Annotated in this window: 11 protein-coding genes; 2 read left to right on the top strand and 9 right to left on the bottom strand. The window is 66.6% G+C overall.

The features are described from left to right. Positions 1–21: 21 nt before the first annotated feature. The 8 genes from L880_RS0122825 to L880_RS33225 all read right to left on the bottom strand — a co-directional run bounded on the left by L880_RS0122825 (position 22) and on the right by L880_RS33225 (position 11,323). Positions 22–1,362: a sensor domain-containing protein gene (locus tag L880_RS0122825; protein ID WP_211245353.1), complete on the bottom strand. Its 1,341-nt coding sequence runs from the start codon at positions 1,360–1,362 to the stop codon at positions 22–24. Between the two features lie 218 nt (positions 1,363–1,580). Next, complete coding sequence (locus L880_RS0122820; RefSeq protein WP_425389207.1) at positions 1,581–2,609, bottom strand: Bug family tripartite tricarboxylate transporter substrate binding protein; 1,029 nt, start codon at positions 2,607–2,609, stop codon at positions 1,581–1,583. A gap of 162 nt (positions 2,610–2,771) precedes the next feature. After that, positions 2,772–3,281 carry a hypothetical protein gene (locus L880_RS0122815; protein WP_027477639.1) on the bottom strand — a complete coding sequence of 170 codons (510 nt, stop codon included), beginning with the start codon at positions 3,279–3,281 and terminating at the stop codon, positions 2,772–2,774. A 95-nt stretch (positions 3,282–3,376) separates the two neighbouring features. Continuing rightward, positions 3,377–4,804: a heavy metal sensor histidine kinase gene (locus L880_RS0122810; RefSeq protein ID WP_245615316.1), complete on the bottom strand. Its 1,428-nt coding sequence runs from the start codon at positions 4,802–4,804 to the stop codon at positions 3,377–3,379. Next, positions 4,761–5,441 (bottom strand): heavy metal response regulator transcription factor, encoded by a 681-nt coding sequence (locus L880_RS0122805; protein WP_027477637.1) that lies wholly within the window; start codon positions 5,439–5,441, stop codon positions 4,761–4,763. Before L880_RS0122805 ends, L880_RS0122810 begins: the two co-directional genes overlap by 44 nt. Next, positions 5,438–8,602 (bottom strand): efflux RND transporter permease subunit, encoded by a 3,165-nt coding sequence (locus tag L880_RS0122800; protein ID WP_027477636.1) that lies wholly within the window; start codon positions 8,600–8,602, stop codon positions 5,438–5,440. The genes L880_RS0122805 and L880_RS0122800 overlap by 4 nt, the downstream gene beginning before the upstream one ends. Beyond that, positions 8,599–9,819 (bottom strand): efflux RND transporter periplasmic adaptor subunit, encoded by a 1,221-nt coding sequence (locus L880_RS0122795; protein WP_051443528.1) that lies wholly within the window; start codon positions 9,817–9,819, stop codon positions 8,599–8,601. Before L880_RS0122795 ends, L880_RS0122800 begins: the two co-directional genes overlap by 4 nt. Before the next feature lie 4 nt (positions 9,820–9,823). Next, the gene (locus L880_RS33225) at positions 9,824–11,323 is read right to left on the bottom strand and encodes an efflux transporter outer membrane subunit (RefSeq protein WP_084461559.1); all 1,500 of its coding nucleotides are present in this window, start codon (positions 11,321–11,323) and stop codon (positions 9,824–9,826) included. A gap of 217 nt (positions 11,324–11,540) precedes the next feature. Between L880_RS33225 and L880_RS34520 the strand changes: the two genes are divergently transcribed. After that, the gene (locus tag L880_RS34520; RefSeq protein ID WP_157463033.1) at positions 11,541–11,909 is read left to right on the top strand and encodes a hypothetical protein; all 369 of its coding nucleotides are present in this window, start codon (positions 11,541–11,543) and stop codon (positions 11,907–11,909) included. Between the two features lie 54 nt (positions 11,910–11,963). Here the strand turns inward: L880_RS34520 and L880_RS0122780 are convergent, their stop codons facing one another. After that, a complete protein-coding gene (locus tag L880_RS0122780) occupies positions 11,964–12,314 on the bottom strand; it encodes a DUF1304 domain-containing protein (protein WP_027477634.1) in 351 nt (116 codons plus the stop codon). A 346-nt stretch (positions 12,315–12,660) separates the two neighbouring features. Here L880_RS0122780 and L880_RS0122775 point away from each other — a divergent pair, with 346 nt between their 5' ends. After that, positions 12,661–13,362, top strand: a complete 702-nt coding sequence (locus tag L880_RS0122775; RefSeq protein WP_169737797.1) for a Crp/Fnr family transcriptional regulator — start codon at positions 12,661–12,663, stop codon at positions 13,360–13,362. Positions 13,363–13,387 lie beyond the last annotated feature (25 nt).

Here is a 13,387-nt window from a genome sequence, read left to right as displayed (position 1 = left end):
CGGACCCACCTGCAACACCACTCAACGCACGGCAGCCGCCGCCTGCCGCCCTGCCCGCTTGGCGGCATACATGGCCTCGTCGGCCTGGCCCAGCAGTTGATCGGTGGTCACCCCATCTTCGGGGTAATGGGCCACGCCGATGCTGGGCGTGATCTGCAAGGTGTGCGGGCCGATGTTGAGCTGTTGCTGCAAGGCCACCCGGATCTTGTCAGCGACTTGCAGCGCATGCGCCGGGTCCTGGATGGATTCAAGCAGCACCACAAATTCGTCGCCACCGATGCGGGCCACGGTGTCGGTGTCGCGCACGCAATCGCGCAAACGCCGCGCCACCTCCTGCAACAGGCGATCGCCCGCCGTGTGGCCCAAGGTGTCATTGACCAGTTTGAAGCGGTCCAGGTCCAGAAACAGCAAGGACAGCCGCCCTGCAGAGCGCTCTGCCCGCGCCAATGCGCCCACCATGCGGTCGTGCAGCAGGTAGCGGTTGGGCAGCCCGGTCAGGGCATCGAACTGGGCCATGTGCTGCAGGCGCGCCAGCAACTGCTTGCGCTCGATGGCCGTGGCGATCTGGGTGGCGGCGTACTGCAACAGGGCCTGCTCCTTGTCGGACCAGGGGCTGTCGCCCTGGTTGCGCTTGAGGACCAAGGCGCCGATGGTGCCGCCCGGGGTACTCAAAGGCAGGCCCAGCCAGGCAGCCCAGCCGGGGCTGTAGGCCGTGCGCCAGGCCTCCGGCCTGTCGTGCAGATCGGCCGGGGTGAGCCGCAAAAGGCCGCCCCCGGCCAACATGGCCTGGCAGAAGAGGTGATCGGCCTGGGCTTCGTGCTCGGCATCGGCCGCTTCAGGCCCTGCGGGCTGGGCAGGGTAGACCACCCGGCACCGCTCCTCCTGCTGACCGCGCACCAGGACCTTGAAGCGAGACAGCGGCATCAAGCCTGCCACGATGGCGTGGATCCTGGCCATCAGATCACCGACATCGCCACTGGCGTGCGCAGCCTCGGCAATGGCCATCAGGGCCGCTTGCGTGGCCTCGGCCTGCTTGAGGGCGCTGACATCGCGCGCCACGGCATAGCGCCGCTGATCCGCCTCGGACCAGCGGGCCGACCACATCAGGTGCACCAGCGAGCCGTCTTTGCGCACATAGCAGTTCTCAAAGTGAAGGTGGGGCTGCCCCGCCATCACCTGCCGCGCCGCCAGCAGCGTGCGCTCCTGATCGAAGGGGGCGATGAACTCGGTCATGCGCCGGCCCAGCATTTCGCTGGGGGCGTAGCCAAAAATGCCCTCGCCGGCGGGGCTGATGTATTCGAAGACACCCTGGGCGTTCACCACACAGATGGCGTCCAGCAGCAGGTCGGCAATTCGGTCCATGGAACCCTGTGGTGTGGCCATCGTCAAAACGGGCCTCAAATTGCAAAAATGTTACCGGCTAGGTTAGCTGATTTCCAGAAGTTCGCCCAGCAAACTCACATTGCCCGGGCCCGCTCAGGCCCATTGCCAGGGCCTTGCATTCAGCGCGCCCACGGCCTCGGAGCCAGCCGCCTTGGCTCGACCGGCAATCCGACCACCAATCCGAACTCAATCCGAACTCAATCGGCCCCCATCTGGGCCTGCCGGGCCACCTTGCCCAGGCGTTCGTACTCGCGCAAGGTCAAGGCCTGGAGTTCGGCGGCACCCGCGCTGCGCGGGGTGAAACCCGCGGCCACCAGCTTGTCTTTCACGGCAGGGTCGCCCAGGGCCTGCGCCAAGGCCTGCTCCAGACGCTGCACCACCGGCGCCGGCAGGCCGGCCGGCCCGTAGACGCCGAACCAGGGCTCGACCGCATAGTCGTTCAGGCCTGCCTCGGCCAGGGTGGGCACATCGGGCAAGGCTGGTGAGCGTTGCGCCCCTGCCACGGCCAGCGCCCTCAGCTTGCCCGACTGGATGTGGGGCAGTGAGGCGGGCAGGTTGTCGAAGGCCACAGGCACCTGGCCCCCGATCAGGTCGGTCACCAGCGGTGCGCTGCCCTTGTAGGGCACATGCACCCAATCGGTCTTGCTGAGCTGGGCAAACAACACCCCCGCCAGGTGCATCGAGGTGCCGGTGCCGGCCGTGGCATAGGCCAGCCCCGGGTTCTTTCGCGCATGGGCCAGCAACTCGGCCACGTTCTTCACCGGCAAGGCCGAGCCCACCTCGAGCACGATGGTGGAGTTGCCCAACAGGCCGATGGCCGTGAAATCCTTGCGCGGGTCGAACGCCATCTTCTTGTAGATGTGGGGGTTCAGCGCGTTGGTCGAGATGGCGCCCATGCCCACGGTGTAGCCGTCGGGGGCGGCCTTGGCCACCGCATCCATGCCGATGTTGCCGCCCGCGCCGGCCCGGTTGTCAATGATCACCGGCTGCCCCAGGGTCTGCGCCATGCGCGCCCCCACCGTGCGGGCCACCAGATCGGTGGTGCCCCCTGCGGCATACGGCACGACAAAACGGATGAGGCGTGCCGGAAAGGCTTCCTGCGCCACCAGGGACGCACTGCCGAAAAGGCTCACCACGGCCACGGCGGCGGCACCCAGCAGGGCTCGGCGAGGACGAAATGGCTGGGCTTGGGTCGACAGGCCCGACATGGGCCAGGATTGAGGCATCACGAGATCTCCTTCGGATGCAAAGGCCACACATTGCGGCGCTTCACATCATCTTGTTGTGTTGGGGCCCTTGGAAGGCCAGGCAGGCAGACAGGTAGCGGGCGCAGTGCCCAAATGGCAGACAGCAGACAGCAGACGGCAGACAGCAGATTCAATCGATGGTCAGAAACGGGTTTGCCGGTTGAATGCACCATTTTGAACGTTCTGCGGCCCGGCCTGTAGCACCTCGTTGACACGCGCACAAAGCCGCTCGGCCTCCACCATACTCAGCATGCGGTCGCCCACCTCGATCTGCTCGCCTTGACGCGTGTGCACCACCACCCAGTAGTGCAGCACTTTCCTCGGGTGGCTGTCGGGGTCGGGGTCTTGCCATTCCTTGACGAAGGCACCGACCAGGTCCCGGAAGGCGATTTGCCGATGGCTGCTGCCCCACCGGCTCTGGTCATGCACATGAAAGGTCTGGCGGCGCGCATCGAGGCGCACGGTGCGACGGGGCTTCCACCACCAGACAAACAGGCCGATGAGTGCAAACATGCCGGCCAGCCCACCCAGCACCTTGCGACTGAAGGCAGGGTCGTCAGACCACCAGGCGATCAACGCGGTCAACATCGCCATGAAGAAAGCCGCCCAGATGGTTTGAGGCGGGTTGTTGCGGTGGCTGAGAATTTCCAAGACAGGCCCCTGGCTGAATGAACGACGCCATGGGGCCCATGTTAACGGGGCATCAACACCACAGGGCTGGGCCCGGGCAGGCGCGGTGCCAGGGATCACCCCTTGGGCGGCCCGGCCGTGGCCAAGCTGATCTGGAAACCCACCCGCGTCTGCCCCTGGCCTGAGCTGGCGAAGACCTGGCCCTCGTGCATCAAGGCCACGGCCTTGACGATGGCCAGGCCCAGGCCATGGCTTTCGCCACTGTTGGCCCTGGATTCTTCGATGCGGTAGAAGCGATCGAACAGACGCGGCAGGTGTTCGGCGGGGATGGCCGGCCCCGGGTTGAGGACGGCCACCGAGGCGTGCTGCGACCCGGTCAGGATCTGCACCACGATCTGGCTGCCTGAGGCCGAGTGCTGGATGGCGTTGTGCAGCAGGTTGATCAGCGCCCGCCGGAACAGGGCTGTCTGCACGAAGGCCTGGGCGTCCCCCTGCACCAGCACCTGCATGCCGGCCTCCTCCAGCAGCAGCTCCATGAACTCCAGGGTCTTGGCGACCTCGTCGGCCAATGAGACCTGGACCAGGTCCTGCGCCCGGGCGCCCTGCTCGGCCCGGGCCAGGAACAGCATGTCGGCGACGATGGAGCGCAGGCGCTCGAGCTCTTCCAGGTTGGATTGCAGCACTTCACGCAGATGCACGCCGTCGCGCTCGCGCGACAAGGCCACCTGGGTCTGACCGATCAGGTTCGCCAAAGGGGTGCGCAACTCGTGGGCCACGTTGTCATTGAACGCGGCAAGCTGGTGATAGGCCGAGTCCAGGCGCTCCAGCGCTGCATTCAAAGACCCACCCAGGTCGGACAGCTCGTGCGGCAGGGCACTCACATCCAGGCGTTGCGCCCGGTTGCCGGGCTCGATGCGGTGGGCCTCCTCGGACATGCGGCGCACCGGCAACAGCCCCAGTCGGGCCACCCAATAGCCCAAGGCCGCCAGCACCAGCGCGCCCACCAAGGTCACCACCATCAGGGCCCAACGGAAGCTGCGCAGCGTCTGGGCAAACGGCGCCACATCGATGCCCACGATCAGGCGCAGCTCAGGTCGGCCGCCCTGGGCGGGCAGGTCCACGGCTTGCAGCTTCATGTGGCGGCCCCGCACATACAGATCGACCACCCCCGTCTTGCCGCGGGTGGCATCGAGCGCCTGCTGCAGGTCATGCCCGTAGAGGTAGGCGGGGTCAGGGCTCCACATCCAGTACCGATTGCGCTCATCGGCCGGGCTCAGGGCCTCGATCTTGGCCATCGCCCGGGCGGCCAGGCCATCCGGGCGGCCATGGTTGAGCATGTAGCGCATGTCTTCGGTGCGCCCCTGGATCTGCTCGGCCTGATGCCGCGCCATCTCGTGGCGCAACACCCATTGCAAGGAGATGCCCACCAGGCTGAGGCTCACGAAGGCGACCAGGCCGAACAGCAGCGCCAGCCGGGCCGCGATCGATCGGGTGGCCGGCTCAGGCTTGCGGGCCACGGTCTTCCAGCACGTAGCCCATGCCACGGATCGTGTGCAGGAGGTTGCGCTCAAAGGGCGCATCGATCTTGGCTCGCAGGCGCTTGATGGCCACCTCCACCACATTGGTGTTGCTGTCGAAGTTCATGTCCCAGACCAGCTCGGCGATCGCCGTCTTGGACAGGATGTCGCCCTGGCGCCGGGCCAGCACCATCAGCAATGAGAACTCCTTGGCGGTGAGATCGATGCGCTGGCCTTGCCGCAGCACCCGGCGTGCGATCAGATCGACCTGCAGGTCGCCCACGCGCAGCAGCGAGGACTCCTGGATGCGGCCGCGCCGGTTCAGCGCCTGCACCCGCGCCAGCAGCTCCATGAACGAAAAGGGCTTGACCAGGTAGTCGTCGGCGCCGTCTTGCAGGCCGCGAACCCGGTCTTCCATGCTGTCGCGCGCGGTCAGCATCAGCACGGGTGTGCTTTTCACCGCCCGCAGCGCCTTGAGCAAGGCAAAACCGTCCAGTCCGGGCAGCATCACATCCAGAATCACCACGTCAAAATCATGGTGCAGGGCCAGGTGCTGACCGTCGATGCCGTCGGCCGCCACCGACACCCCATAGCCCTGCTCGCTGAGCCCCTGGCGCAGGTAGTCGGCCGTCTTGGGTTCGTCTTCGACGATCAGGATTCTCATACCGCCTTGCTGACCAGCCGGGCCTGGCGGCGCGCGGTGCGCGCGGCCTTCAGTCGCAGGTACCAGAAATGCGCCCGATCCAGGTACAGGTAGACGACCGGCGTGGTGAACAGGGTCAGCATCTGCGACAGGATCAAGCCGCCCACCATCGCATAACCCAGGGGCCGGCGCAGCTCAGAGCCCGCGCCGTGGCCCAGCATGAGCGGCAAGCCGCCCAGCAGCGCGCACATGGTGGTCATCATGATCGGGCGGAATCGCATCAGGCAGGCTTCGAAGATGGCATCACGGGACGACAGGCCCCGGTCACGTTCGGCGTGCAGGGCAAAGTCGATCATCATGATGCCATTTTTCTTGACGATGCCGATCAGCAAGATGATGCCGATCAGTGCGATCACGCTCAGGTCGTAACCCCCCACCATCAGGATCAGCAAGGCGCCCACCCCGGCCGAGGGCAGGGTCGACAGGATGGTCAGCGGGTGGATGTAGCTTTCATACAGCAAGCCCAACACGATGTAGACCGCCACCAGGGCCGCCAGAATCAGGTAGGGCTGGGTGCGCAGCGAGGCCCCGAAGGCCTGGGCCGTGCCCTGGAAATTGCCGCTGACCGTGTCGGGCAGACGCATCTCCGCCTGGGCCTGGTGGATGGCATCCACCGCTTCGCCCAGCGAGGCGCCCGGCGCCAGGTTGAACGAGATCGTCACCGCCGGGAACTGGCCCTGGTGGGCAATCGACAGGTAGCCTGTGTGCGAGGTGTCGATGGTGGCAAAGGTGGACAAGGGCACCTGCTGCCCGGTCAGGGGCGAAGTCAGGTAGAGCTGGTTGAACAGCTGCGGGTCTTGCTGCAGGCGCGGCGTGACCTCCAGCACCACGTGGTAGCTGTTGACCTGGGTGAAGTACTGGGCCACCTGCCGCTGGCCGATGGCGTCATAGATGGTCCCGTCGATCATGGCCGCCGAGATGCCATAGCTCATCGCCTTTTCCCGGTCCACCGTGACCGTGGCCACGGGGGCGTTGTTCTGCTGGTCGGTGGTCACGTCGCGCAACATCGGCACCTGGCGCAGGCGCTCCAGCACCTTGGGCGCCCAGACGTTGAGCTCGTCCAGGTTGGCGTCGGTCAGCGTGTACTGGTATTGCGTGCGGGCCAGGCGCCCGCCCACGTTGATGTCCTGCCCGGCCTGCATGAACAGCTGGATGCCCTTCACCTGGGCCAGCTTGGGGCGCAGACGGGCAATCACCTCATCGGCGGTGGCGGTGCGCCCTTCGTCCTTGGGCTTGAGCCCGATGAACATCGTGCCGCCGTTGAAGGTGCTGCCGCCCGTTGCGATGCCGAAGGACTGCACGTCGGGGTCTTCACGCACCACGTCGGACACCTGCATCAGGCGCTCGCGCATGATCTGGGTGGACGAATCCTGCGCCGCATCGGCCTGACCGTAGATGAAACCCGTGTCCTGCTGCGGGAAAAAGCCCTTGGGGATCACAATGAACAGCGCCACCGTGGCCGCAACAGTCGCGAGGAAGCTCAGCAAGGTCAGGAACTGATGCCGCAAGACGAACTCCAGGCCACGCCGGTAGGCACTGAGCAGGCCGTCAAAGCCGCGCTCCATCAGCATGTACAGGCGGCCATGCTGCTGCGCCTCGCCCGGCTTGTGCGCCTTCAGGAAGCGGGCGCACATCATGGGGGTCAGTGTCAGCGAGACAACCATCGACATGCCGATGGTGAGCGTCACCGTGACCGCGAACTCGCGGAACAAGCGCCCCACGATCCCGCCCATCAGCAGCAAGGGGATGAACACGGCCACCAGCGAGATCGAAATCGACACGATGGTGAAGGCGATTTCACCCGCGCCCTTGAGGGCGGCCTCCATGGGGGCCATGCCCTCCTCGATGTAGCGGTAGATGTTCTCCAGCATCACGATGGCGTCATCCACCACGAAGCCCACCGCGATGGTCAGCGCCATCAGCGACAGGTTGTCCAGGCTGAAGTTCAGCAGGTACATCACCGCGGCCGTGCCCAGCAGCGCCAGGGGTACGGTGATGCTCGGGATCACCGTCACCATCACGTTGCGCAGGAACACGAAGATCACCGCCACCACCAGGGCGATCGACAGCATCAGCGTGAACTCCACGTCCAGCACCGAGGCGCGTATCGTCTGGGTGCGATCAATCAAGGGGTTGACGCGGATGCTGGGGGGCATCGATGCCTGCAGCTTGGGCAGGGCGGCCTGGATGCGGTCCACCGTGTCGATCACGTTGGCGCCCGGCAGCTTGGTCACCGCCACCACGATCGAGCGCCCGCTGCGCAGCGTGTTGCCCTCGGGCAGCGCCGGGCCGGCCATGGCCCAGGCGGCCAGTTTGCTGTTCTCTGCCGCGTCCACCGCCACCCCGATGTCCCTGACCCGCACCGGGGCCCCGTTGCGCCAGGCCAGCACCATGCTGTTCCAGGCCTCGGCCTTGAGCAACTGGTCGTTGGTGTAGACGTTCATGGCCTGGCGTTCGCCATCGATGGTGCCGGTGGGTTGGTTCACCGTCATGGTGGCCACCACACCGCGGATGTCCTCCAGGCTCAGGCCCAGGGTGCGGATCTTCTCGGGGTCGACCTGGATGCGCACGCTGGGCTTTTGCTGGCCGTTGACCGTGACCAGGCCCACGCCGGAGATGCGCGAGATCTGTTGCGCCAGCACGTTGTCGGCAAAGTCGCTGACCACGGTCAGGGGCAGCACGTCGGACTGCACGCTGAGGATCAGCACCGGCGAGTCCGCCGGGTTGATCTTGCGGATCGAGGGCGGGCTGGGCAGGTTGGCGGGCAACTGCCCGGTGGCCGCGTTGATGGCGGTCTGCACGTCCAGGGCCGCGCCATCGATGTTGCGATCGAGGTCGAACTGCAAGGTGATCTGGGCACTGCCCAGCGAACTCGTCGAGCTCATCTGCGCCAGGCCCGGGATCTGCGAGAACTGACGCTCCAGCGGCTGGGCCACGGACGAGGCCATGGTCTCAGGTGCGGCCCCGGGCAGGTTGCCCGAGACCTGGATGGTCGGAAAGTCCACCTGAGGCAACGGGGCCACCGGCAGCAGGGGCCAGGCCACCAGGCCGATCAGCAACAGGCCGATGCCCAGCAGCGTGGTGCCGATGGGGCGCTTGATGAAGTGGGTGGAAACGCTCAAGGCTTGGCTCCCGAAGCATTGGCAGCCTGCGCCGGTGCAGCCGCCTTGGCCTCGACCACCCGGGCCCCAGGCGTCAGGCGGTACTGGCCATCGACCACCACGCGGTCCCCGGCCGACAGGCCGGTTTCGATCACGGTCTTCTGCCGATCCGACTGCCCGGCGACGACGGGCTGCAGATGCGCGATGTCATCGGCCCCCACCACATACACGAACAAGCCGTTCTGGCTGCGTTGGATGGCGGCGTTGGGCACGGTCAGCGAGGCACTGCTTTCGCCCAGCGTGATGCGGGCATTCAGCGACTGCCCCGGCCACAGCTTGTGGCTGCCGTTGGCAAAGCGGGCCTTGAGGGTGATGGTGCCGGAGCCGGGATCGATCTGGTTGTTCAGCAGCGCCAGCTCGCCCTCGGCCAGCACCTGCTGGCTGACCCGGTCCAGCGCCTGCACCTTGAGGGGCTTGCGGCTGTTGCGCATCGCCTGGTTCAAGGCCTGGAAAGCCGTTTCTGGCAAGGTGAACTGCAAGCCGATCGGATCGATCTGGTTGATCACCACCAGGCCTCCCACGTCGGCGGCATGGACGATGTTGCCCGGGTCGATCAGGCGGGCGCCGATGCGGCCACTGATGGGCGCCGTGATGCGGGTGTAGTCCAGCTGCACCCGGGCCAGGCTGATCTGGGCCTCGTCGGTGAGCAAGGCGGCCTGCAGCTGCTTGACCAGGGCGCCTTGGGTGTCCAGCGTCTGCTGGGTGGTGGCATCGTCCTTGATCAGCTCGGTGTAGCGGCGCAGGTCCATCTCGGCGTTGCCGAGGCTGGCCTGGTCCTTGGCCTTCTGGGCCAGGGCCTGGTTGAGCTGGGCCTCATAGACGCGGGAGTCGATCCTGGCCAGCGATTGGCCGGCCTTCACGTCCTGCCCTTCGGTGAATTGAACCGACTCCAGCTGGCCGTCGACCCGGGCCTTGACGGTGACCGTGGCCAAGGCCACGACGTTGCCCGTGCCGCTCTGGACGATGGGCACGGCCTCCTGCACCACCCGGGTGGTGCTGACCTGCACGGGAGGCCCGGCTGGCTTGGCCGGCTTGGAAGGCGTGGACGCAGGCCCTGGGCTGCCGGACTCGGCCTGCACGGCTTGGCCCGCGCCGAGCGCCGCAACCAGCATCAGCCCCGCCCAGGCCTTGGCCCGGGGGTTCAATCGAAATGTGGCGTGATGGGAGAAGTTCTTCATGGTGTCAATCGTGGTGAGCGGTCCAGCCACCGCCAAGTGCCTTGATCAGGGTGACGCTGGCCGTCAACTGACGGCCTTGCAGCTGCAGGGCGGCCCGCTCGCTGTTGAGTGCCAGCGCCTGCGCGGTGATGACCGACGCATAGGGCGCGGTGCCCGCCTCGTATTGGCGGGTCACGATGCGCTCGGCCGTGCGCGCCGCAGCCAGCGCCGCCTCTTGCTGCACGCGCTCCCGGGCCAGTTGGTCCAACGCGGCCAGGTTGTCTTCGACCTCCTGGAAGCCGGCCAGCACGGTTTGTCGGTAGGCGGCGGCCGCGGCGTCGAAAGCCGCGCGGGCCTGTTTGTCTTGTGCGCTGCGCAGGCCACCGTCGTACAAGGTGGCGGCCACTTGGGCCCCCACGGCCCAGATGCGGTAGGGGGCAGCCAGCCAGTTGCCCACGCCTGAGCCACTGCTGCCGGCCGAGCCGGTGAGGTTCAGGGCCGGGTACCAGGCGGCCGCCGCCACACCGATGTTGGCGTTGGCTGCGGCCACCCGTCGCTCGGCGCCCGCGATGTCGGGCCGGCGCTCCAGCAGTGCCGAGGGCAGCACAGCAGGGATGCCGGGCAGGCCGGGCAATGCGCACTGCGCCTCGGGCGAGGCCGGTATGGAGAACTCCGCCGGGGTTTTGCCCAGCAGCACTGCCAAGGCATGTTCCAGCTGCCTGCGTGACAGTTGCACATCCGTCGCCTGGGCGCGCGCCGCTTGCAGCGTGGACTCGGCCAAGGCCACATCGGCCTGGGTGGCCACACCTGAGCGGTGCTGGCTCTGCGTCAATTGAAGGGCCTTCTCATACGCCTGCAAGGTGGCCTGGTACGTGGCCAGGGCGGCATCGGCCAGGCGCAGCTGCAGATAATCGTTGACCACCAGGGCCTGCACCGACAGGCGGGCCGCGGCCAGGTCGGCGCCACTGGCCTCGGCGTTCGCCCGGGCCGCCTCGGTGGAGCGGCCGACCTTGCCCCACACATCAGGCTCCCAGGCCGATTGCAAGAGGGCGCTGTGGGTGTAACCCTCGTAGAGGGCCCCACCGGTGTTGCTGCGCACGCGGCTGGTGGTGCTGCTCACGCCCAGGGTGGGCTGGCCGGCCGCGGCGGCCGCACCGACCAACGCGGTCGCCTGTCGGTATTGGGCAGCAGCCTGGGCCAGTGTCTGGTTGGCCTCATTGGCCTGGGCCACCAAGCGGTTCAGGGTTTCGTCGCCGTAAGCCTGCCACCAGGCCTGGCTGGCATCGACCTGCGCCGGCGCAGCCACTTTCCAGCCCGCGCTTTCCTTGAACCCGGCGGCCTGCACCCCTGAGGGTGCCTGGGGACGCTCATAGTCCGGCCCGACCGCACAGGCGGTCAGCGCGAAGGCGGCCAAGGCGGCCAGGCCACCCGCCCGGGTGGGCAGCGGCAGCCGCTTGAGCGAACCCCATCGTCGCGGGGCAGGGCTGGGCAGCCAGGGGTGGAAGGCAGGGTTTTCTGGGCACATGTTGAGACATCCAAGAGGCGGATGGACTTTAGTCACCCACCCCAGACACCCCACTGACAGCCAAATGACAAATCTGTCAGTCAAGCCAACTTTACGCAGCGTCGACAATTCGGCGCCCCCGGGCTCGGGTTCAATGGCAAGACGGCTTGCCGTGCTGCCGGGCCTGCCCAGGCGGCACCCTGCCCGCTGTGACAGGCCCCCCCAACCTTGATTGGCCATGCACCCGCCCTCCGCGTCCAGACCCCAGCCCCTTGCCCGCCCCAAGCTTTTGCGCCGGGCGGGCTGGGTCTGCCTGGCCCTGGGCGGGGTCAGCTCGGGCCTGATGCGCTGGCTGTCAGCTGGCCACAAGACGGCCGAGGCGCTGCTCCCCCCCGACAACCCAAGAAGCTACGAGTTCGCCATGGAGCGCATCGGCGGCAAGAGCGTGGTCTTTGCCGCGCGCCTCAATGATTGGCTGGACAGCCTGTGGCAGGTCGACCGCCTGCCCTGCACCTTGCTGGCGCTGGGCCTGCTGGCGGCCTTGGTCTGCTTCGGACTTGCCCACCTGCTGTCGATTCCGCTGGACGACGAATTGCCGCCAACGTGAACGATCAACGACCCGCCGCGTGAAGGGCTGGACCGCAGCCCCCCACCCCGGTGCTCAAAGATACAGAAACACCAGCCCCAGCACCGCTGGCACGGTCTGGACGAACAACACCTTGCGCGCCACCGTCAAAGCCCCCCAGACACCGGCCACCGCGACACACAACAGCCCATAGCTGGCAAAGGCCTTGGCCACCGCGGGTTCGGGGTACAGCAGGCCCAGCAACAGGGCGGCCACCAGAAAGCCGTTGTAGCAACCCTGGTTGGACATGGCCGAAGCCTTGTCCGCCACGTCTTCCGGCTTGATCTTGAACACCTTGACGCCCCAGCTCCGGTAGAAAACCGTCTCGGCCAAAAAGATCAGCACGTGGATCAGACACACCAGACCGATCAGAACATTTGCCACCATTCACTTCTCCTTTTTGAAATCCGAATCACGGCACGGGCTGCCCACAGGCTGCACGGCTTCCCCTCCAGCGGCTGACGCCATCCACCTTCGGCACCCTGGCCTCAGGCGGCCTGAACTGGAACGGAGGCACGCCGATGCATCTCCGACGCCGACACCGCCCCATCCGCTGCGGCCGCCAGCCGCCTGCTTGCGAAAAGGATTGAAATAAGTTCTTTCATCGGTGATCATCCCGGCCCAAGTTGTATGACAACACTTCTCGAGCGGTGGCCAGGCGAGCCGGCAATTCGGGCTGGATTCTCATTTGTTGTCCGACAACAAAATGTCCACTTCAGACTATTCGTTGCCCATGAGATACAAAACGGACTCCATCCACCAACCGCCTCCCCATGTCCGCGCGCGGCTTTGCGCCGTCTCGCAGCGCAGGACCCTGGCCCGGGGCGAGGTGCTGCTCTCACCGGGCTCGGCCAGCGACATCCTGTTTGGCGTGATCTCCGGCGCCGTCAGCACCGCGCTGTACGCTGAATCGGGCAAGAAGTTCGGCACCACGGTCTGGACCGAAGGGCATTGGTTTGGCGAGGCCAACCTGCTGAGCAAAGGCTCGCAACCTTTTTACGCCGAGGCGGTCGAGACCAGCGACGTGGCCGTGGTCGACGAGGCGAGCTTCCGGCAACTCATCGCCTCCGACCCCGAGGTGCTGCTCCACATGGCCACGCTGGCCGCCAGCCGCTACATGCGCCTGCTGTCCTGGGTCGAGCACTCCGTCTTGCGCCCCCTGCCGGAACGCATCGCGCTGCTGCTGTGCGCCTCCTCCGAGCGCAGCCACAAGCAGCAGCGCCTGATCCGGGCCTCTCAGGACAGCATGGCCGACTGCCTGGGCGTGTCCCGGCAAAGCATCAACAAGTGCCTCAAGAGCTGGGAAAAGCGGGGCCTGATCGACATCTTCTATGGCTCGATTGTCATCAAGGATGAAACCGGCCTGCTGGCCGCAGCGCGCCAGCAAACGGACTGCAACGAGCCCATGCGCCAGTGGCCTGAGTTGGTGAACTGAAGCTGAAGGGCGGCCCAGGCCGGCC

It is taken from the genome of Curvibacter gracilis ATCC BAA-807 (assembly GCF_000518645.1).
Classification (GTDB): Bacteria; Pseudomonadota; Gammaproteobacteria; order Burkholderiales; family Burkholderiaceae_C; genus Curvibacter; species Curvibacter gracilis.
This window is presented reverse-complemented; position numbering and strand designations above follow the sequence as displayed.